Genomic DNA, 19,289 nt, shown 5'->3' on the forward strand with positions numbered 1-19,289 from the left:
CAGAGCGAGTCGTGAGAATGGAATCCAAGCGTTTTTCCCGGGTCAATTCATTGAAGGCAACTTCGCCCGATGACCCCGGGGTAGAGCGTTTCGAGGGCGTGAGTGGCAGGGCCGGTCGGCAAGCTCCTTCAGCCGCGACAGGCGGCCATGATCGCCCAACTCACCAGGGACAGGACGGCCGGCAGTCCGGCATACACCAGACCGGCTATTCCGCGCGGGTTGTTGATCTTGGCGGCAGCAGGCGGCCCTATATGGAGCCGCGCGTTGACCAGGGGACGAGCCATGTGTCCCCGAAAATCGGCGACATCGAAAGTCCTGCCTGGCAGGAATATTTCTTCCTCGCGCCCAACGTGCGTTTTACGCGCACGCCTGACTACAAGACCAAGAAGCATCGCCAGCAGAGCGACCCTGTCGTCGAACAGGGCGCTCCAGACGCGCTCCCAACGCAGCAGGCCGTCACACAGCCCATCGTTGACAAGGCACCAGTTGCTCCCTCGCTGCTGGCATTGCCGGTTTCGGTGAAAAGCCGCAATTTGGAAACAGCCCGGTTGCAGGGCAGTAGCGAACCGGCCGCATCAAGGACGTCGCCGCTGGCTGCAGCGTCTGCTGCGCCGGGGCGTGCCAACGACAAGGCACGACGTGTGCCGTCGGTACCTCCGATGACCGCCGCAACGGGACGAGCATCCGTGCGCATGGCCGCCGTCTCTGCAGGCAGCGCCGCGGCCAAGACAGCCAACCCCGAGACACTGCGCTGGCCTCATCTCTCCGATCATGCCTTCTTCGAGGTCATGGCACCCTACCTAGTCGACGTTTCGTCCCAGGCCCGGCCAGCCAGGCCGGCCAATCCGGCGCCGGCCGCCGCTCCGCGCTTTGGTATCATCCCATCGATGGTGGCCGACACCACCTCGCTGTTTCGCGTCATCGAATGGCTTCCAGGCCAGCCCTCGAAACCTTCACCCGATGTCTGGCCGTCCAACTCGAACGAAGCTGTCGCCCAGCCGCACGTGCCGGCGAGCAATGCGCCTCTGCAGGCAGAGACCGCCGCAATCCCCGCTGCGGCAAGGGATGCCGTTGCCGTGCCAATCGTTCGGAGTCGAGACGTCGCCGTGCGGGCCGCGGCCGCGTCCCCACGCTTGCCTCTGGCCGGCAAAATCGTGCCTTCAATGGCGGGGGATTCCTATCAGCTCCCCTCCGAAGAGTTGTTGCAGCAGCCACCGGAGGGGCAGGGGTTCTACATGTCGCAGGAGCGGCTTGAGCAGAACGCCGATCTTTTGGAAAGCGTGCTCGAAGATTTCGGCGTGCGCGGCGAGATCATTCATGTTCGCCCGGGCCCGGTGGTCACGCTCTATGAGTTCGAGCCGGCGCCGGGTGTCAAATCCTCTCGCGTCATCGGGCTCGCCGATGACATCGCCCGCTCCATGTCGGCGGTTTCGGCGCGCGTCGCCGTCGTGCCTGGCCGCAACGTCATCGGTATCGAGCTTCCGAACGAGATGCGCGAGACGGTCTATTTCCGCGAGCTGATCGAATCGGAAGGCTTCCGCAAGACCAGTTGCAAGCTGGCGCTCTGTCTCGGCAAGACCATCGGCGGCGAGCCTGTCATCGCCGAGTTGGCGAAGATGCCGCACTTGCTCGTGGCGGGCACCACCGGCTCCGGCAAGTCGGTTGCCATCAACACCATGATCCTGTCGTTGCTCTACCGGCTGAAGCCGGAAGAGTGCCGCCTGATCATGGTCGACCCCAAGATGCTGGAGCTCTCCGTCTATGACGGCATCCCGCATCTTTTGACCCCCGTCGTCACCGACCCCAAGAAGGCGGTCACCGCGCTCAAATGGGCGGTGCGCGAGATGGAGGACCGCTATCGCAAGATGGCGCGGCTCGGTGTGCGCAACATCGACGGCTACAATGAGCGCGCGGCTGCCGCCCGCGACAAGGGCGAGACGGTGGTGATGACCGTGCAGGCCGGCTTCGAAAAGGGCACCGGCGAGCCGCTTTTCGAACAGCAGGAAATCGACCTTGCCCCGATGCCCTATATCGTCGTCATCGTCGACGAGATGGCCGACCTGATGATGGTCGCCGGCAAGGAGATCGAAGGCGCAATCCAGCGTCTTGCGCAGATGGCGCGTGCTGCCGGCATCCACCTGATCATGGCAACGCAGCGCCCTTCGGTCGATGTCATCACCGGCACGATCAAGGCCAACTTCCCGACCCGGATTTCCTTCCAGGTGACATCCAAGATCGACAGCCGCACCATCCTGGGCGAACAGGGCGCCGAACAGCTGCTTGGCCAGGGCGACATGCTGCACATGATGGGTGGCGGGCGCATTTCGCGCGTGCATGGCCCGTTTGTTTCCGACGCGGAAGTCGAGCATGTCGTGGCGCATCTGAAGGCCCAGGGTCGCCCCGAATATCTGGAGACGGTGACAGCCGACGAGGATGAGGAAGAAGCCGAAGCCGATCAGGGTGCGGTCTTCGACAAGGGCTCCGTTGCAGCCGAAGACAATGATTCCATCTATGACGAGGCGGTCAAGGTGGTGGTGCGTGACAAGAAGTGCTCGACGTCTTACATCCAGCGCCGCCTCGGTGTCGGTTACAACCGCGCCGCATCGCTGGTGGAACGCATGGAAAAGGAAGGGCTGGTCGGTGCACCCAACCATGTCGGCAAACGCGAGATCATCATGGGCCGGCGCCAGCCGGTGAGCCCATCCGACGATGATGGCACCGATTGATCGGCAGGCGCGCCCTTGGCGATTTGAAGTCTTCGGGAGCGCAATAAAAAAGGCCGGTTGCCCGGCCTTTTCTGTTGGAAGCGGTGTGACTTCCGCCGATCGCGGTCTTAGCCGATCGATTGGCCGGTCTTTGCCCAGTCGGCGAGGAACTGTTCCAGGCCCTTGTCGGTCAGCGGATGCTTGACTAGTGCCTTCAGCGTCGCCGCCGGCACGGTGGCGACATCGGCGCCGATCAGTGCTGCCTGCTTGACGTGGTTCACGGTGCGAACCGAAGCTACCAGGATCTCGGTCTGGAAATCGTAATTGTCGTAGATCTGCCGGATCTCCTGGATCAGTTCCATGCCGTCGATGCCCATGTCGTCGATGCGGCCGACGAAGGGCGAGATGAAGGACGCACCGGCCTTGGCCGCGAGCAGCGCCTGGTTGGCCGAGAAGCACAGCGTGACGTTGACCAGGCGGTTCATCTCGGTGCGGATCGTCTTGCAGGCCTTCAGGCCGTCGAGCGTCAGCGGCACCTTGATGCAGACATTGTCGGCGATCTTGGCCAGAACCTTGGCCTGCTGCATCATCTCGAAATATTCGGTGGCGGTGACTTCAGCCGAGACCGGACCCTTGACGATGTCGCAGATCTGCTTGGTAACCTCGGCGATCTTGCCGCCGGATTTCAGGATCAGCGACGGGTTGGTGGTGACGCCGTCAAGTAGGCCCAGATCGTTGAGCTCACGGATATCCTTGACGTCTGCGGTGTCGACAAAAAATTTCATGGCGGTCTCCTGACGATTTCGTCGTGCTGGGAAAGGCACGTTCAGCGTTGCCCTTTGATCTAGACCAAAGTCGGGGCAAGGTCACGCTTCATGATCGAAGATTCGCCCTTTGTCGCAGCCGCACCCGTGCTGGTGCCGATGCCCGCCGAACGCCCCTACACCTATGCAGTGCCGGCCGGCATGCGCGTGGTGCCGGGCTCGATCGTGCGCGTGCCGCTTGGCCCGCGCCAGGTTGCCGGCATCGTGTGGGATGGCGCGGTCGAGACGGTCGACGCGAAAAAGCTGCGCCCGATCGAACAGGTTTTCAATTGCCCGCCGATCGACCGCGCAATGCGCCGCTTCGTCGACTGGGTGGCGCAGTACACGCTGTCGCCGCCCGGCATGGTGGCGCGCATGCTGCTCAGGGCGCCCGAAGCTTTCGACCCCGAACCATGGATCGAGGGGCTGCAGCGCACCCTCTTGACGCCTGACCGGATGACGGGTGCGAGAGAGCGCGTGCTGGAGACGGCCGAAGGCGGACTTGCCTGGACGCGCTCCGGCCTGGCGCACGCGGCAGGTGTGTCGTCGACGGTGATCGACGGCCTGAGGGCGCAAGGCGTGTTCGAGACGGTGATGATCCCGCCGCGCCCGGTGGTGGCCGCGCCCGACACAAGCTACGCCGTGCCGGAATTGATGCCGGACCAGCGCGACGCGGCGCGGATGCTGCGCGCCAATGTCGCGGCCGGTGTGTTCAATGTCGCGCTGCTCGACGGCGTCACCGGGTCGGGCAAGACCGAGGTTTATTTCGAAGCGGTGGCGGCCGCCCTCGACCAGGGCAAGCAGGTGCTGATCCTGCTGCCGGAAATCGCGCTGACGCACGCCTTTCTCGAGCGTTTCCAGCAGCGGTTCGGCGCCAAGCCGGGCGAATGGCATTCGGACCTGCCGCCGCGGATGCGCGAACGCGTCTGGCGGCAAGTGGCGGAAGGCGGCGTGCGCGTCGTCGCCGGTGCTCGCTCGGCGTTGTTCCTGCCGTTCAGGGAGCTTGGCCTGATCGTCGTCGACGAGGAGCATGACCCCGCCTACAAGCAGGAAGACCGCGTCTTCTACAATGCGCGCGACATGGCGGTGGTGCGCGGCCATATCGGCAGCTTCCCGGTGGTGCTGGCGTCGGCGACGCCATCCGTCGAAAGCCGGGTCAATGCCAGCCAGGGCCGCTACAACAGGGCGGTGCTTTCCGCCCGCTTTGCCGAGGCGGCTCTTCCGCATCTCAAGGCGGTCGACATGCGGCGGGCGCCGCCGGCACGTGGCGGCTTCCTGTCGCCGGTGCTGCTCGACCAGATGCGCAAGACGCTGGGAAGGAAGGAGCAATCGCTGCTGTTCCTCAACCGGCGCGGCTATGCGCCGTTGACGCTGTGCCGCGTCTGCGGCCATCGCTTCGGCTGCCCGGTCTGCTCGGCCTGGCTGGTCGAGCACCGGTTTCGCGGCCAGCTGGTCTGCCATCATTGCGGGCACAATGAACGCCGCCCCGAAGCCTGTCCGGAATGCGGCACGCTGGACCATCTGGTCGCTTGCGGACCCGGCGTCGAGCGCATCGCCGAAGAGGTCGTCGCGCATTTCCCGGCCGCGCGCACCATCGTCTTGTCGTCCGACCTGATGGGCGGCGTGCGGCGGTTGCGTCTGGAGCTGGAAGCGATCGCCAATGGCGAGGCCGACATCGTCATCGGAACGCAGCTTGTCGCCAAGGGTCACAATTTCCCCAACATGACTTTGGTCGGTGTCGTCGATGCCGATCTCGGCCTTGCCAATGGCGATCCGCGCGCCGCCGAGCGCACCTTCCAGCTGCTCAGCCAGGTGACCGGCCGCGCCGGCCGCACTGGCAAGAAGAGCCTCGGCCTGCTGCAGACTTTCCAGCCCGACCATCCGGTGATGCGGGCGATCGTCTCCGGCGACGCCGAGGCTTTTTACGAGCGCGAGATCGCCGAGCGCGAGCGGGCGGCACTGCCACCATTCGGCCGGCTCGCCGGCGTTATCGTCAGCGCGGTGACGAGGGCGGAGGCCGAGGGCCATGCGCGAGGCCTGCGCCGCGCCGCACCCGAGGCCACCGATCTTTTCGTGCTGGGACCGGCGGAGGCGCCGCTGTCATTGCTCGGCGGGCGCCACCGTTTTCGCCTGCTGATCCAGGGTGAACGGCGCGCCGATATGCAAGGCTTCATCCGCGCCATGCTGGCCAACGGGCCAAAACAGCGCGGCTCGGTCAGGGTACAGGTCGATATCGACCCGCAGAGTTTTTTGTAAGGGCGCGATTAGGCGATAGGCTGCCGCCAAGCCGGCAAGACAGGAAGATCACATGAAAACCCTCGGCCTTCTGGGCGGCATGAGCTGGGAATCGACCGCCATCTACTACCGTCTGCTCAACGAGATCGTGCGCGAGCGGCTCGGCGGGCTGCATTCAGCCAAACTGCTGCTGTGGTCGTTCGATTTTGCCGAGATCGCCGAGCGGCAACATCATGGTGACTGGGACGGCGCCGGCGTGCTTCTGGCTGACGCGGCACGCAAGCTCGAGGCGGGCGGCGCGGAGGGCCTGCTTCTGTGCACCAACACCATGCACAAATTGGCCGACCAGGTGCAGGCGTCGGTATCGATCCCGTTGATCCACATTGCCGACGCCACCGCAGTCGCCGTCAAGCGTGCCGGCATGCAGCGCCCGGCGCTGCTGGCGACGCGCTTCACCATGGAACAGGATTTCTACAAGGGCCGGCTCGCCGACAAACATGGGTTGCAGCCCATTGTGCCCGATGCCGCCGGCCGCGACATGGTGCATCGCGTCATCTACGAGGAACTGTGCCAGGGCGTCGTCACCGAATCGTCGAAAGCGGCCTACATCGCCGAGACCGAACGCTTAAGGCGAGAAGAAGCTGCCGACAGCGTCATCGTGGGCTGCACCGAGATCACCATGCTGATCGGCCAGCCGGACTTCGACATACCTGTCTTCGACACGACGCGCATCCATGCCGAGGCGGCGGTGGCCTTCATGCTGCCCTGAAGCAATTCGAGGGAAATCGCGCAGCGATTTCCCTTGGGAAGTCAGAGATCAGGGCTGGATGGCGACAGTGCCGCTGCCGACCACTTTCAGCTTCCATCCGTCTGCCTGCGTGCCAGCAAGATTGAGATGCCCGGCCAGGAAATACAGGCGATCGGTGTCGGGGCCCTTGGCGGTGCAGAAGCGATCCTGCAGATAGGACGGAGGCGTCGCCTGGTAGTAGAGGTCCGCCTCGATGCTGGCAGGGCGTGCGCCCTTCGGCAAATCGGCAAGCGGTATCGAGTAGCTAAGCGTGTCGCTCCCGCCCGATACGTAGTCGGGATCGTCCTCGACGGCGGTCCCGCCGACATCGACGGCGAGTTCCTCATCGGCCCCCAATGCTTTGGCGATTTCGAGCCGGCTTTCGACCGGCAGGAAACCCGCCGGTAGTATCCGGTTGTCCTTCACCTCCGTGCAGATCGACAGGAAGCTGGTCGTCAGTTCGCCTTCAGGCTTGGATTGTGCATTGCAGACCGGATTGGGCGTATTGGCGGGCGGCGTGGAGACCAGTTCCTGATAGATCTGAACCTGATCCTGTCGCGTGATCTTCTGGTAATGCGGTTGATGCGGCCGTTCGCCAGGATGGAGGCGGCCGGAACAATCGTCTTTCCACCAGAGCTCACCACCAAGCGGCTGGCCGTCGGCGCCGACGATCACACCGGCAGCATTTGTGCGGCCGGAAACCCAAAGCTGTTCGCCATTCTGGTCGAGCACGCTGAAGGTGAGAAACGCACGCCGGAAACCCACTCCGGAGGGAAACTTGTGACCAGCCAGGTTCTTCACCGTCACCTTGGCATCGAGCGCGTCGGTGGTCACGGCAAGGTCGCTGACGGCCACGGTGGCGGTTGCCTGCGAGGCCTGGTCCAGCATCGCCTGCTCGGTGAGGACGAGAGGATCGAGAGCCTTCTTGCCCATCATCGGATCGCGCGTCCGGATGCCGAAAACTTCGGGAAACTGCTGCGCCATCTTGACCAGGAAGACGTTGAGACCGACGAGCGTGTGGCGGGCAAATCCCTCGCGAACCGAAAGATCCGGCGCGTTGCTGGACTCGGTCTGCGGGAAATTGAGATTTTCCTGGATGCTGGCGATCTTGCTCATCGTCGGCGATCCGTCCTGTTCCGTCGATGGCATGTGACAACCCTGACAGCTGCGCGGCGTGGCGCCGGCGCCCAGTGGAAGCGGGCCGTCCGGCGTGCTGCCGGTTCGATAGGCGCTGAACGCCCATTCCGGATAGGTTGTCTGCTCGTAGATATGCGCCAGGGTGTTGGTGCCCTGCAGAACCGGCAAGTGAACCGTGTGGCACGTTCCGCAGACCTCGGAGCTCATGATCGTGGCGTCGTGGACCGGTTTGATGCCGAGCGCCGTATGCATCGGCCCGACTTCCGGTTTCTCGAACGGGCCAATGAGCGTATCGGGCGAACCGACCATGAAGCTGCCGGTGAAGGTCTTGGCAAAGCCCGTCGCGTGCGGATTGAGCAGCGCCTGCCGCTCGTCGACGCAGGCGTTCTGCGGCTGATCGCCCAGCGGTCCGCTGGCCTTGCTGTTGAGCACCATGCGGTGACAGGATGTGCAGGTGATGCCATCGCGGGCAAGCATGCCGTAATTGGCGTGCGCGGCACTCGGATTGTCGGCCGGCCAGGGCGTCGCATCGACCATGTCGCGCGTGAACAATTCGCATTTGCCCGAGCGCGCCTTCTCGTCGATGTGGAACTGCCGTTCACCGGCGATGCCGTGGCAGCCAAGGCAAACGTCCTGCACCACACCGGACATTTTGGGGTGAAAGCTTTGGGTTTCGCTGGCCAACTGCGCGAAGAATATCGGGTCGCGGCCTCCCAGCCCCATCGGCGAGGTTCGCCAGGTCGCCAGCGGAGACAGATTGATCAAGCCATCGCCATGTGGGTTTGGCCTGGTCATGTCGAACTGCAGCCCGGTGCTGCCGGCATCATGACAACCCAGGCACTGGCTCGAGGTCAGGAACGTATCGGACGCATCGGGACCCTTGGCCCCGACCCAGGTGTTGTCGTAGGTTTCGGAAGGCATCCGCGAGACCGTCTCATAGGTCGGCATCTCGCGGACATAGGCCTGCAGCGCGGCGATCACGTCGGCGTTCGGACTGTAGAGCGGTTGGCCAAGACGCGGGTTGGCATTGACCGGCAAAACGACGGTCTGGTGCAAGGTTTCTGCCGGCGCTCCCTTAAAGAAATCCTGAGCGAGATAGTTGAGCGGCTTGCCTGGTTCGCCCGCGATGTTCTTGGGCGATGCGAAAGTCAGATTGTCGGCCGCCGAGGCGTGGCAGTTCATGCAGTACTGGGCGAAGCCCATATTGGGCAGGCTGTTGTTGTCGGCCGGCAGGGCTGGCCAATCCGGTGTCCAGCCGCTCTGGCTGCCAAAGCCGTACCAGCCCCAGAACCAGCCATCGTAAGAGGCGCTGGCATCGCGGATCATGATCGCGGCGCCGCTGGTTGGAAAAAGTTTCAGAGGATCGACCGTCCGGCAATCCGACGCCGGCTCCGAAAACATCTCCTTGACCATGATGGCACCGTCGGGAACCGGTGGCGGATGATCGACCTCGCCTTCGGCGGAGCGATTCTTGCGAAGCCAGTCCGTCATCTCCGGCGAATACCAGATCATGACAGGCGCATGGGTTCCGAAATCCTTGCCCTGCCAGGCGCCGTTGGCCTGGGTCGCGATGCGAGGCCCGGCCTGGCGCACATATTTGTCGTGCACCCATCCGGCAGCTTCGTTGCGATAACAGTAACTGCCGAGATACTGGTTGAGCTTGTTCTCGTAGTCGCCCAGGGGCAGCGCCGAAGGCTTCTTGATCGTGGCCTCGAGCTGCTGGCAGACCAAGGGATCGGCGGGAGCCATGACCGTCGGCCGTTCGGCGATACAGTCCGCGCGCGCACCCTGCGCGATCCCGGCAAGGGCTGCCGCTGCGATCCAGATGCTGGCCAGATGCAATGTCCGACAAAGATCCGGCATGATCGTCTCCGAATTTCGAGATCCTGCCTGCCGCACTTCCGTCCGCGCAGATTTCACAGGTGATCGCACAACATGTGAAGTTGCTAAAATAAACAAGAAGTCGACGAAAGGAACATTCGAAGCATAATACTTGCGTTACGCAGCGGCAAGACAGCGATCTATACTATCGAAGAAATTGTCCGCGTATCTCTTGTCCAAGGAATTGTTTCCCTGCCAACCGAATCGCCTGCCAAGCCGCGGCTTCCAAGCGTGAAGCTCGTATCAGGCGACGGCATTCCAAGGCGGCCTTGCCGAGCCCCGGCTTTCCGGGGGTGCGCTTGACTTCCTCCACGGGCGACATTCAATGCATCCGGAATTACTGTGAGGGGGGTCGAGACAAGATGGATTTTGCGCTTCCATGGCCGACGAGTCAGGGCGAATGGCTGGCGTGGTCGAGCGCCGTCGTCACCGTTCTGCAAGGGCTTTTGTTTTTTCTGGCGCCCCACCTGGCCTTCCGGATTCTTCGCTTGCAGGTCAGGCCCGAGAAGGTGGCGGCGATCGCCGAGGGGCGCGGCAGGATGTCGGGCTTCTATCTCGGCGTCGGCCTGTGCTGTCTCCTGCTCGGCCCACAGCCCTTTCTCTATATGGCTCTTGGCTTCTCCTGGCTGTTCACTGCCTTCGGCCGGCTGCTGTCGATGATGTCGGATGGCGCCAATACGCCTTTCAATTGGGTGTCCATTGTGGTGGAATTGGCATTGGCGGCGTTGCCGCTCGCCTTTGCCTTCGGCTTTCTGCCTTGAATCCCTGGGTTTCCGGGGCGGAAGGCAGGACTCTTTTGCCGGATGCGACAATAGTGCCTGAAAACCATGCGGAACGACGCATTGCGGTCTTAAAATGCCTGTGGTAGACGGCAATCGACTTTCGGCCGGGGATAGCGGAAGCCGCGTCTCCGTGCTTGGAAAAATGCAGTAAGGTCAAAGATTTAGCCAGAGTTTTTGCTCGCGCCAACAATCTGCGGCCTGTCAGACAAGAGAAAAGACGGTCCGTGGCCCAATCGTCATCGCCAATCTCAGGTGTCGCAGAACGCTACGCGGGTTCGCTGTTCGAACTCGCCCTGCAGGCAAATTCGGTCGCCAAGGTCGAGGCAGACCTCAACAGTTTCGAGGCGATGCTCGCGGGCAGTGCCGACCTTACCCGGCTGATCAGCAGCCCGGTGTTTTCCAGCGAGGATCAGGCCAAGGCCATCGCGGCGATCGCCGACAAGGCAGGGATCACCGGCCTCACCGGCAATTTCCTGCGCGTCGTGGCCCGTAACCGCCGTCTGTTCGCCATCCCCGGCATGATCAGGGCGTTCCGCCAGATTGCCGCCGAACACCGTGGCGAGACCGCTGCTGAAGTGACGTCGGCGCACGAGTTGACCGATGCCCAGCAGAACGAACTCAAGGCGGCGCTGAAGGGCGTTGCCGGCAAGGACGTGGCCATCTCAATCACCGTTGATCCGTCGCTGCTCGGCGGGCTGGTGGTCAAGATGGGCTCGCGCCAGATCGATACGTCGCTCAAAACCAAACTCAACTCGCTCAAGCTTGCACTGAAAGAGGTCGGCTGATGGACATCCGCGCCGCGGAAATTTCCGCAATTCTGAAAGACCAGATCAAGAATTTCGGCAAGGAGGCCGAGGTCTCCGAAGTTGGACAGGTGCTGTCCGTCGGTGACGGTATCGCCCGCGTCTACGGCCTCGACAATGTCCAGGCCGGCGAAATGGTCGAATTCCCCGGCGGCACTCGCGGCATGGCGCTCAACCTCGAAGCCGACAATGTCGGCGTCGTCATCTTCGGCGCCGACCGCGACATCAAGGAAGGCGACATCGTCAAGCGCACCGGCGCCATCGTCGACGTTCCGGTCGGTCCGGGTCTGCTCGGCCGCGTCGTCGACGCGCTCGGCAATCCGATCGACGGCAAGGGCCCGATCAAGGCAGTCGAGCGCAAGCGTGTCGACGTCAAGGCGCCCGGCATCATCCCGCGCAAATCGGTGAACGAGCCGATGTCGACCGGCCTCAAGGCCATCGACGCACTGATCCCGGTCGGCCGCGGCCAGCGCGAACTGGTCATCGGCGACCGCCAGACCGGCAAGACCGCCATCATCCTTGATACGATGCTCAACCAGAAGTCGGTGCACGACAACGGCCCTGAGAAGGAAAAGCTCTACTGCGTCTACGTCGCCGTCGGCCAGAAGCGCTCGACCGTGGCGCAGTTCGTCAAGGTGCTGGAAGAGCGCGGCGCGCTCGAATATTCGATCATCATCGCCGCCACCGCGTCCGACCCGGCGCCGATGCAGTACCTCGCGCCGTTCGCGGGCTGCACCATGGGCGAGTATTTCCGCGACAACGGCATGCATGCGTTGATCAGCTATGACGATCTGTCGAAGCAGGCCGTCGCCTACCGCCAGATGTCGCTGTTGCTGCGCCGCCCGCCGGGCCGCGAAGCCTATCCCGGCGACGTCTTTTACCTGCACTCGCGCCTGCTCGAGCGCGCCGCCAAGCTCAACGACGATCTGGGCGGTGGGTCGCTGACCGCCCTGCCGATCATCGAGACGCAGGCCAACGACGTGTCGGCCTATATCCCGACCAACGTGATCTCGATCACCGACGGCCAGATCTTCCTCGAAACCAACCTGTTCTTCCAGGGCATCCGTCCGGCCGTCAACGTCGGCCTGTCGGTGTCGCGCGTCGGCTCGGCCGCGCAGATCAAGGCGATGAAGCAGGTTGCCGGCTCGATCAAGGGCGAGCTCGCGCAATACCGCGAAATGGCGGCGTTCGCGCAGTTCGGCTCCGATCTCGACGCCGCCACGCAGCGCCTGCTCAACCGCGGATCGCGCCTGACCGAACTCCTGAAGCAGCCGCAGTTCTCGCCGCTGAAGACGGAAGAGCAGGTCGCGGTGATCTTCGCCGGCGTCAACGGCTATCTCGACAAGCTGCCGGTCAACCAGGTCGGCAAGTTCGAGCATGGCCTGCTCAGCCACATGCGTGCGGCGGGCAAGGACGTGCTCGATGCCATCCGCAAGGAAAAGGCGCTGTCGGACGGTCTGCGCGCCAAGCTGAAGGCCGAGATCGACGCTTTCGCCAAGACCTTCGCCTGAGCGAAGCGCCAGTCGGGATGAGACAAGACGGGATCAGGTTTGAAGCATGCCTTCATTAAAAGACCTTCGTAACCGTATCGCCTCGGTCAAGGCGACGCAGAAGATCACCAAGGCGATGCAGATGGTCGCCGCGGCGAAGCTGCGCCGTGCGCAAGAGGCTGCGGAAGCGGCGCGCCCCTATTCGGAGCGCATGGGTTCCGTGCTGGCCAACATCACACAGGCAATCGGCGGCGGCGGCGATGCCCCGGCGCTGATGACCGGCACCGGCAAGGACGACGTGCATCTGCTCGTCGTCTGCAGCGCTGAGCGCGGCCTGTGCGGCGGCTTCAATTCGCAGATCGCCCGCCTTGCCCGCGACCATATCCGCAAGCTTTTGGCCGACGGCAAGCAGGTCAAGATCATCTGCGTCGGCAAGAAGGGTTTCGATATCCTGCGCCGCGACTATGCGTCTATGATTCTCGATCGTGTCGATCTGCGGGAGGTCAAGACGCTCGGCTTCGTCAATGCCGACGCGATCGCCAAGAAAGTCGTCCAGCTCTTCAACGAGGGCGGCTTCGACATCTGCACTTTGTTCTATTCGCAGTTCAAGTCGGTGATCAGCCAGATCCCGACCGCGCAGCAGATCATTCCAGCCGGTATCGCTTCGGCTCCGGCCCGGGCAGTGGATGGCGGCAGCGCCGTCTATGAATACGAACCGGAGCCGGGCGAAATCCTCTCCGATCTCATTCCGCGCAACATCTCGGTGCAGGTTTTCCGGGCGCTGCTCGAAAACGCGGCCGGCGAAATGGGCGCCAAGATGAGCGCCATGGACAATGCGACGCGCAATGCCGGCGAGATGATCAACAAGCTGTCGATCACCTACAACCGCCAGCGGCAGGCGCAGATCACCAAGGAACTGATCGAAATCATTTCGGGCGCCGAGGCGCTCTAGGCGCGGTTTGCGGGTCATCGACCCGCGAGCGGACCGCGTGAGAAACAAAGGACGAAAAAGGGTAAAGACGATGGCGAAAGCAGCGACCCCCCAGAAGGTAACACCCAAGACGGCAGCCCCCAAGGCCGCAGCCCCCGCGAAGGCGGCAAAGGCTCCGGCAGCAGCCGCAAAGGCAGCTCCGGCCAAGACGGCATCAGCACCGGCCAAGGCCGCAGCGACCAAGACATCCGCAGTGGCCACCAAGGCAACCGGCGTTGTCGGCAAGGTCCGCCAGGTCATCGGCGCCGTTGTCGACGTGCAGTTCGGCGATCACCTGCCGGCGATCCTGAACGCGCTCGAGACGACCAATGTCGGCAACCGCCTGGTGCTCGAAGTGGCCCAGCATCTGGGTGAAAACACCGTGCGCTGCATCGCCATGGACTCGACCGAAGGTCTGGTGCGCGGCCAGGAAGTGCGCGACACCGGCGCGCCGATCACCGTCCCGGTCGGCCCGGGCATGCTCGGCCGCATCATCAACGTCATCGGCGAGCCGGTCGATGAAGAAGGCCCGGTCGACGGGATCGAAATGCGCTCCATCCACCAGCCGGCTCCGACCTATGTCGAGCAGTCGACGGAAGCACAGATCCTGATCACCGGCATCAAGGTGCTCGACCTCCTGGCTCCCTACGCCAAGGGCGGCAAGATCGGCCTGTTCGGCGGCGCCGGCGTCGGCAAGACCGTGCTGATCCAGGAGCTGATCAACAACATCGCCAAGGCGCATGGTGGCTACTCGGTGTTCGCTGGCGTCGGCGAGCGCACTCGCGAAGGCAACGATCTCTATCACGAGTTCATCGAGTCTGGCGTCAACAAGAAGGGCGGCGGTGAAGGCTCCAAGGCCGCTCTGGTGTATGGCCAGATGAACGAGCCGCCGGGCGCCCGCGCCCGCGTCGGCCTGACCGGCCTGACGGTTGCGGAATATTTCCGCGACCAGGGCCAGGACGTGCTGTTCTTCGTCGACAACATCTTCCGCTTCACGCAGGCGGGTTCGGAAGTGTCGGCTCTGCTCGGCCGTATCCCGTCGGCCGTGGGCTATCAGCCGACGCTCGCCACCGACATGGGCGCGTTGCAGGAACGCATCACCACCACCACCAAGGGCTCGATCACCTCGGTGCAGGCGATCTACGTGCCCGCCGACGACTTGACCGACCCGGCGCCGGCGACCTCGTTCGCCCACCTCGACGCGACCACGACGCTCAACCGCGCCATCGCCGAAAAGGGCATCTACCCGGCCGTCGATCCGCTGGATTCGACTTCGCGCATGCTCGATCCGCTGGTCGTCGGTGACGAGCACTATGCCGTCGCGCGCCAGGTGCAGTCGATCCTTCAGCGCTACAAGTCGCTGCAGGACATCATCGCCATCCTGGGCATGGACGAGCTGTCGGAAGAGGACAAGCAGACGGTGGCACGCGCCCGCAAGATCGAGCGCTTCCTGTCGCAGCCCTTCTTCGTCGCCGAAGTGTTCACCGGCTCGCCTGGCAAGCTGGTCGACCTGGCCGACACCATCAAGGGCTTCAAGGGCCTCTGCAACGGCGACTATGACCACCTCCCGGAAGCCGCCTTCTACATGGTCGGCGGCATCGAGGAAGCGGTCGAGAAGGCACAGCGCCTGGCGGCCGAAGCGGCATAAGAAGCGAATAGCGAATAGGGAGTAGCGAATAGGGGTTTATGAGACGAGCGAGTTTCTTCACTACTCGCTACTCACTATTCCCCGTTTGCTAGATTGATCATGGCCGAAGCTTTCAAGTTCGAACTGGTCTCGCCGGAGCGCCTGCTTGTTTCCGAGCAGGTCGAATCCGTCGTCATTCCAGGTGCAGAGGGCGAGATGACCGTGATGGCGCATCACGCGCCGGTCATGACCACGATCAAGCCGGGTGTGGTCACTGTTAAGACCGCGTCGGGCGAGGAAGAGCGTTATGTCGTGTTCGGCGGCTTCGCCGATATCGTTCCGGCTGGCTGCACGCTGTTGGCGGAGTCGGCTGTGGCGGTGAATGATGTCGACCGCGCCGATCTCGCCCGCCGCATCCAGGAAGCCAAGGAAGACGCCGCCGACGCCAAGGACGACGAGGCCCGCAGCAAGGCCGAACAGTTCCTTAGCCAGCTTACGACGCTGGAAGGCGCCATCCTGCCGGCCTAAAATTCGCTTCAGATGAGTGAAAAGCGGGGCCTTGCCTCGCTTTTTTGTTTGGCGGACAGTCCGGCTGCCTTGGGTATGGGGGTGGCCGATGATGAAGAAACAGCTGCGCGAGAAACAGCTTCGCGATCCCGCTGGTCGACCGCTTTGGTATCCGCCTTTGGCGGTCCGTTCGGTGGGTTCCTCTGGATCGGCAGCGGCAGACTGGCGGCTGCCAGCCTAGTGGTGGTCAGTGCCATCAGCTTGGTGCTTATCTACATCGGCTTTCCGGTGTTTCCGGGCGTCGATCTGGCTTGGCTGGCCAATCTTTCAGGTATCGCTTTGATGATCGTGTGGGTGGCGCTCGTCCTGCCTTTGCGTCGCGATCTGAGCCGTATCGGGTCCCGCCTCGACTATTCACTTCCTATTCCCAACGCGGCGAAGGCCAGTGTTGGACCATCCCGTCGCAGGTGTACAAGATGGACGGCCACGAGTTCAATCAGCGTCTGGCGCTCGGCGTGGTCGCTGGCGAAGCCGGCGAGTTCGAACACCGCCGTCACGGTCTCATTCGCCGGTAGCTGCTGGCTCAAAAGCTCCGTTAATGCTGCATCGAGTGGGTCGGTGAAATGGCCCTCCGGCAAGGTCTTTCCCCGCGCAGCGCAGGCGGCGATCCAGGCGGCGACCACCAGCGTGAGATGGACCAATTCGGTGCCGGCTTCCAAGCACTCCAATGCCGATGCGACGATGCGTTGCGGCAGCTTCTGGCTGCCGTCATTGGCGATCTGCGCCGTACGGTGGGCAAGAGCGGTGTTCGAAAAACGCTCGGTAAGCTCGGCCGTATAGGCTGATGTATCGAGGCCGGCATCCTCCGGCAGCGTTGAAATGGCTTCGGCCCACAATGCATCGACGAACTGCCGGATTGCCGGGTCGGCGAAGGCGCGGTCGACGGTGGCATGACCGCTGAGCAGGCCGAGATAGGCGATGCCCGAATGCGCGCCGTTCAGCAGCCTGAGCTTCATGTCCTCGAAGGGGCCGACATCGCTGACCATGGTGACGCCGAACCGTTCCCAGGCTGGCCGGCCCTCCGGAAAATTGTCCTCGATCACCCATTGGCAGAACGGCTCGGTCATGACCGGCCAGGCGTCCTCGACGCCGAGTTCGGTAGCAATCCGCGCCCGGTCGGCGTCTGTGGTGGCCGGCACGATGCGATCGACCATGCTGGAGGGAAAAGCGACCTGGTCGGCGATGTGACTGGCGAGGCCGCTATCGGCCTTCGCTGCGTGCCTGGCATCGCCTGATTGGGCGAGCCTGGCATCGCGCAATTCGGCGAACTCGATCAGCAGCCGGTGCAGCGTCGCACCATTGGCCGGCAGGTTGTCGCAGCAGAGCACGGTGAAGGGCGGCGTGCCGGCGGCGCGTCGCCGCGCAAGCGCCTCGGCGAGAAAACCATGCGCTGTCTTCGGCATTTGCGGATTTGCCAGATCATGGACGATATCGGGATGAGCGGTGTCCAGCCCGCCGCCGGCGGCCCTGAGATAGGCCTTTTCGGTGATCGTCAGCGTCACGATGCGGGTGCGCGGATCGGTCAGCGCGGCCAGCACCGCGCCCGGGTCCTCCGGCGCCACCAGCATCGACGCGATGGAGCCGATGACGCGAAGCTTTTCCTCGCCGCTGCTCCTGATCGCCAGCGTGTAGAGCCCGTCCTGCGGCGAGAGCGCATCGCGTGTGTCGGCGCTGCGCAGTGAAACGCCGACGATACCCCAACTCGTGTCTCCTGCCGCCAGGCAGTCGTCGACATAGGCTGCCTGATGGGCGCGATGGAAGGCGCCGACGCCGAGATGCACGATACCGGGGACGACGAGGCTGCGATCATACAAAGGAGTCGCGGCCGACGCCGGCAAAGTATGTGCCGTCATCGCGGAAAGGCGCCTGGTTGGCGTGGCGCGGCTAGTCTGGCTGGACGGCATGAGATCGCCTCTGAGATGGGTCGGCAAGCGACGTAACATCCGATTTCTTGCCACACAATGGTAGGAACAGTCATCATACAACAATCTAATTTTTGTATGTTGACATTATTTCTTGCCGACCCTACCGATAGCGGCCTTGGGAGGATCGTCGTGGCACTGACCAATGCGGATTTGCTGTTTCCCGCCGACGCGCATTCGCGCTCCATCGCCCGCGATCTCTATGCCGGGATAAAGGACCTGCCTATCGTCAGCCCGCATGGTCACACCGATCCGCGCTGGTATGCGCTGAACGAGCCGTTCCCGGATCCGGCGCAATTGCTCATCGTGCCCGACCATTACATCTTCCGCATGCTGTTCAGCCAGGGCGTTCGCCTCGAGGATCTCGGCGTGGCGACCTTGGACGGCGCGCCGGTGGAAACCGATGGCAGGGCGATCTGGCGGCGTTTTGCCGACAACTACTTCCTCTTCCGCGGCACGCCGACCCGGCTGTGGTTCGACCATGTGCTGGCGCATCTGTTCGGCATCGACGAACCGCTGAACGCGGCGACTGCCGACCGTCACTACGACACCATCGCGACGGTGCTGCAATGGGAGAATTTCCGCCCGCGCGCGCTGTTCGAGCGCTTCAACATCGAGGTCATCGCAACGACGGAAGGCGCACTCGACGACCTCAGATGGCACCAGATGATCCGCGACAGCGGCTGGGAAGGCAAGGTCATCACAGCCTACCGGCCGGACGCCGTCGTCGATCCGGACTTCGAAGGGTTTTCGGCCAATCTCGACAAGCTTGGCGAAATCACCGGCTGCGACACCGGCAACTGGACCGGCTATCTCGATGCCCACCGTCAGCGACGTGCTTTCTTCAAAAGCTATGGTGCGACCTCGTCCGATCACGGCCATCCGACGGCCGAGACCGCCAATCTTTCCGATGCGGCGGCCGAGGAACTGTTCAACCGTGTGCGCCATGGTTCGGACGACGAGCGCGAAAAGCGGCTGTTCCGCGCCCAGATGCTGACCGAAATGGCCAAGATGAGCCGGGATGACGGGCTTGTGCTGCAGATCCATCCCGGTTCATGGCGAAACCATTCGCCGTCTATTTTCCAGAAGTTCGGTCGCGACAAGGGTTTCGATATCCCGACCCGGACCGACTATGTCACGGCGCTGAAGCCACTGCTTGATTGCGTCGGCCTGGAACGGGACCTGACAATCATCCTCTTCACGCTCGACGAGACCAGCTATGCGCGCGAACTGGCGCCGCTCGCCGGCACCTATCCGGCGCTGAAGCTCGGGCCGGCCTGGTGGTTCCACGACAGCCCGGAGGGCATGCGTCGCTTCCGCGAGATGACCACCGAAACGGCCGGTTTCTACAACACCGTCGGCTTCAACGACGACACCCGCGCCTTTCCGTCCATACCGGCGCGCCACGATGTGGCGCGGCGGGTCGACTGCGCGTTCCTGGCGCGTCTCGTCGCCGAGCATCGGCTGCGCGAGGACGAGGCGCACGAGCTGGCGCGGGACCTTGCCTACACGCTTGCCAAGAAGGCGTACCGGCTCTGAACCGGGGGAAGCGATGCGCTCGATCCGGCGCGAGTGCCGTG

General features: G+C 63.4%; 13 protein-coding genes. 10 read left to right on the forward strand and 3 right to left on the reverse strand.

The genetic code is table 11. The annotated features are described in order from the left end of the window. Positions 1 to 17 precede the first annotated feature (17 nt). Positions 18 to 2,726: a DNA translocase FtsK gene (locus AC1D08_RS15230; RefSeq protein WP_477423463.1), complete on the forward strand. Its 2,709-nt coding sequence runs from the start codon at positions 18 to 20 to the stop codon at positions 2,724 to 2,726. A gap of 107 nt (positions 2,727 to 2,833) precedes the next feature. Here AC1D08_RS15230 and fsa read toward each other — a convergent pair whose 3' ends face one another. After that, positions 2,834 to 3,490, reverse strand: coding sequence for a fructose-6-phosphate aldolase (fsa, locus tag AC1D08_RS15235; protein WP_457152735.1), 657 nt, complete (start codon positions 3,488 to 3,490; stop codon positions 2,834 to 2,836). Positions 3,491 to 3,580: 90 nt separating this feature from the next. On the opposite strand from fsa, the gene AC1D08_RS15240 reads away from it, so the two are divergent. Continuing rightward, a complete protein-coding gene (locus tag AC1D08_RS15240) occupies positions 3,581 to 5,764 on the forward strand; it encodes a primosomal protein N' (RefSeq protein WP_477423465.1) in 2,184 nt (727 codons plus the stop codon). Positions 5,765 to 5,816: 52 nt separating this feature from the next. Then, positions 5,817 to 6,512, forward strand: a complete 696-nt coding sequence (locus AC1D08_RS15245; RefSeq protein WP_457152737.1) for an aspartate/glutamate racemase family protein — start codon at positions 5,817 to 5,819, stop codon at positions 6,510 to 6,512. A 48-nt stretch (positions 6,513 to 6,560) separates the two neighbouring features. Here AC1D08_RS15245 and AC1D08_RS15250 read toward each other — a convergent pair whose 3' ends face one another. Then, positions 6,561 to 9,530 (reverse strand): hypothetical protein, encoded by a 2,970-nt coding sequence (locus AC1D08_RS15250; protein WP_477423468.1) that lies wholly within the window; start codon positions 9,528 to 9,530, stop codon positions 6,561 to 6,563. A gap of 380 nt (positions 9,531 to 9,910) precedes the next feature. Between AC1D08_RS15250 and AC1D08_RS15255 the strand changes: the two genes are divergently transcribed. The 6 genes from AC1D08_RS15255 to AC1D08_RS15280 all read left to right on the forward strand — a co-directional run bounded on the left by AC1D08_RS15255 (position 9,911) and on the right by AC1D08_RS15280 (position 15,748). After that, positions 9,911 to 10,309 carry an AGROH133_08824 family phage infection protein gene (locus AC1D08_RS15255; protein WP_477227634.1) on the forward strand — a complete coding sequence of 133 codons (399 nt, stop codon included), beginning with the start codon at positions 9,911 to 9,913 and terminating at the stop codon, positions 10,307 to 10,309. 245 nt (positions 10,310 to 10,554) lie between these two features. Further along, positions 10,555 to 11,115: a F0F1 ATP synthase subunit delta gene (locus tag AC1D08_RS15260; RefSeq protein WP_457153763.1), complete on the forward strand. Its 561-nt coding sequence runs from the start codon at positions 10,555 to 10,557 to the stop codon at positions 11,113 to 11,115. Then, on the forward strand, positions 11,115 to 12,644 hold the full coding sequence (atpA, locus tag AC1D08_RS15265) for a F0F1 ATP synthase subunit alpha (RefSeq protein WP_457153764.1): 1,530 nt from the start codon (positions 11,115 to 11,117) through the stop codon (positions 12,642 to 12,644). The genes AC1D08_RS15260 and atpA overlap by 1 nt, the downstream gene beginning before the upstream one ends. Positions 12,645 to 12,690: 46 nt before the next feature. Further along, the gene (locus AC1D08_RS15270; protein WP_477423470.1) at positions 12,691 to 13,575 is read left to right on the forward strand and encodes a F0F1 ATP synthase subunit gamma; all 885 of its coding nucleotides are present in this window, start codon (positions 12,691 to 12,693) and stop codon (positions 13,573 to 13,575) included. A gap of 70 nt (positions 13,576 to 13,645) precedes the next feature. After that, positions 13,646 to 15,241 carry a F0F1 ATP synthase subunit beta gene (atpD, locus tag AC1D08_RS15275; RefSeq protein WP_477423472.1) on the forward strand — a complete coding sequence of 532 codons (1,596 nt, stop codon included), beginning with the start codon at positions 13,646 to 13,648 and terminating at the stop codon, positions 15,239 to 15,241. Between the two features lie 99 nt (positions 15,242 to 15,340). Continuing rightward, a complete protein-coding gene (locus tag AC1D08_RS15280) occupies positions 15,341 to 15,748 on the forward strand; it encodes a F0F1 ATP synthase subunit epsilon (RefSeq protein ID WP_457153767.1) in 408 nt (135 codons plus the stop codon). 389 nt (positions 15,749 to 16,137) lie between these two features. Here AC1D08_RS15280 and AC1D08_RS15285 read toward each other — a convergent pair whose 3' ends face one another. Continuing rightward, positions 16,138 to 17,691, reverse strand: coding sequence for a mannitol dehydrogenase family protein (locus AC1D08_RS15285; RefSeq protein ID WP_477423474.1), 1,554 nt, complete (start codon positions 17,689 to 17,691; stop codon positions 16,138 to 16,140). Between the two features lie 96 nt (positions 17,692 to 17,787). On the opposite strand from AC1D08_RS15285, the gene uxaC reads away from it, so the two are divergent. Further along, positions 17,788 to 19,248, forward strand: coding sequence for a glucuronate isomerase (gene uxaC, locus AC1D08_RS15290; RefSeq protein WP_457151839.1), 1,461 nt, complete (start codon positions 17,788 to 17,790; stop codon positions 19,246 to 19,248). Positions 19,249 to 19,289 lie beyond the last annotated feature (41 nt).

This window comes from Mesorhizobium sp. P2_E6 (assembly GCF_056403835.1).

What these genes read in the sequence shown, in the direction of transcription:
- uxaC (WP_457151839.1), top strand. Translation starts at nt 17,788, where the DNA reads ATGTTGACATTATTTCTTGCCGACCCTACCGATAGCGGCCTTGGGAGG.
- AC1D08_RS15285 (WP_477423474.1), bottom strand. Translation starts at nt 17,691, where the DNA reads ATGCCGTCCAGCCAGACTAGCCGCGCCACGCCAACCAGGCGCCTTTCC.
- AC1D08_RS15230 (WP_477423463.1), top strand. Translation starts at nt 18, where the DNA reads ATGGAATCCAAGCGTTTTTCCCGGGTCAATTCATTGAAGGCAACTTCG.
- AC1D08_RS15240 (WP_477423465.1), top strand. Translation starts at nt 3,581, where the DNA reads ATGATCGAAGATTCGCCCTTTGTCGCAGCCGCACCCGTGCTGGTGCCG.
- AC1D08_RS15270 (WP_477423470.1), top strand. Translation starts at nt 12,691, where the DNA reads ATGCCTTCATTAAAAGACCTTCGTAACCGTATCGCCTCGGTCAAGGCG.
- AC1D08_RS15245 (WP_457152737.1), top strand. Translation starts at nt 5,817, where the DNA reads ATGAAAACCCTCGGCCTTCTGGGCGGCATGAGCTGGGAATCGACCGCC.
- AC1D08_RS15280 (WP_457153767.1), top strand. Translation starts at nt 15,341, where the DNA reads ATGGCCGAAGCTTTCAAGTTCGAACTGGTCTCGCCGGAGCGCCTGCTT.
- atpD (WP_477423472.1), top strand. Translation starts at nt 13,646, where the DNA reads ATGGCGAAAGCAGCGACCCCCCAGAAGGTAACACCCAAGACGGCAGCC.
- AC1D08_RS15255 (WP_477227634.1), top strand. Translation starts at nt 9,911, where the DNA reads ATGGATTTTGCGCTTCCATGGCCGACGAGTCAGGGCGAATGGCTGGCG.
- atpA (WP_457153764.1), top strand. Translation starts at nt 11,115, where the DNA reads ATGGACATCCGCGCCGCGGAAATTTCCGCAATTCTGAAAGACCAGATC.
- fsa (WP_457152735.1), bottom strand. Translation starts at nt 3,490, where the DNA reads ATGAAATTTTTTGTCGACACCGCAGACGTCAAGGATATCCGTGAGCTC.
- AC1D08_RS15250 (WP_477423468.1), bottom strand. Translation starts at nt 9,530, where the DNA reads ATGCCGGATCTTTGTCGGACATTGCATCTGGCCAGCATCTGGATCGCA.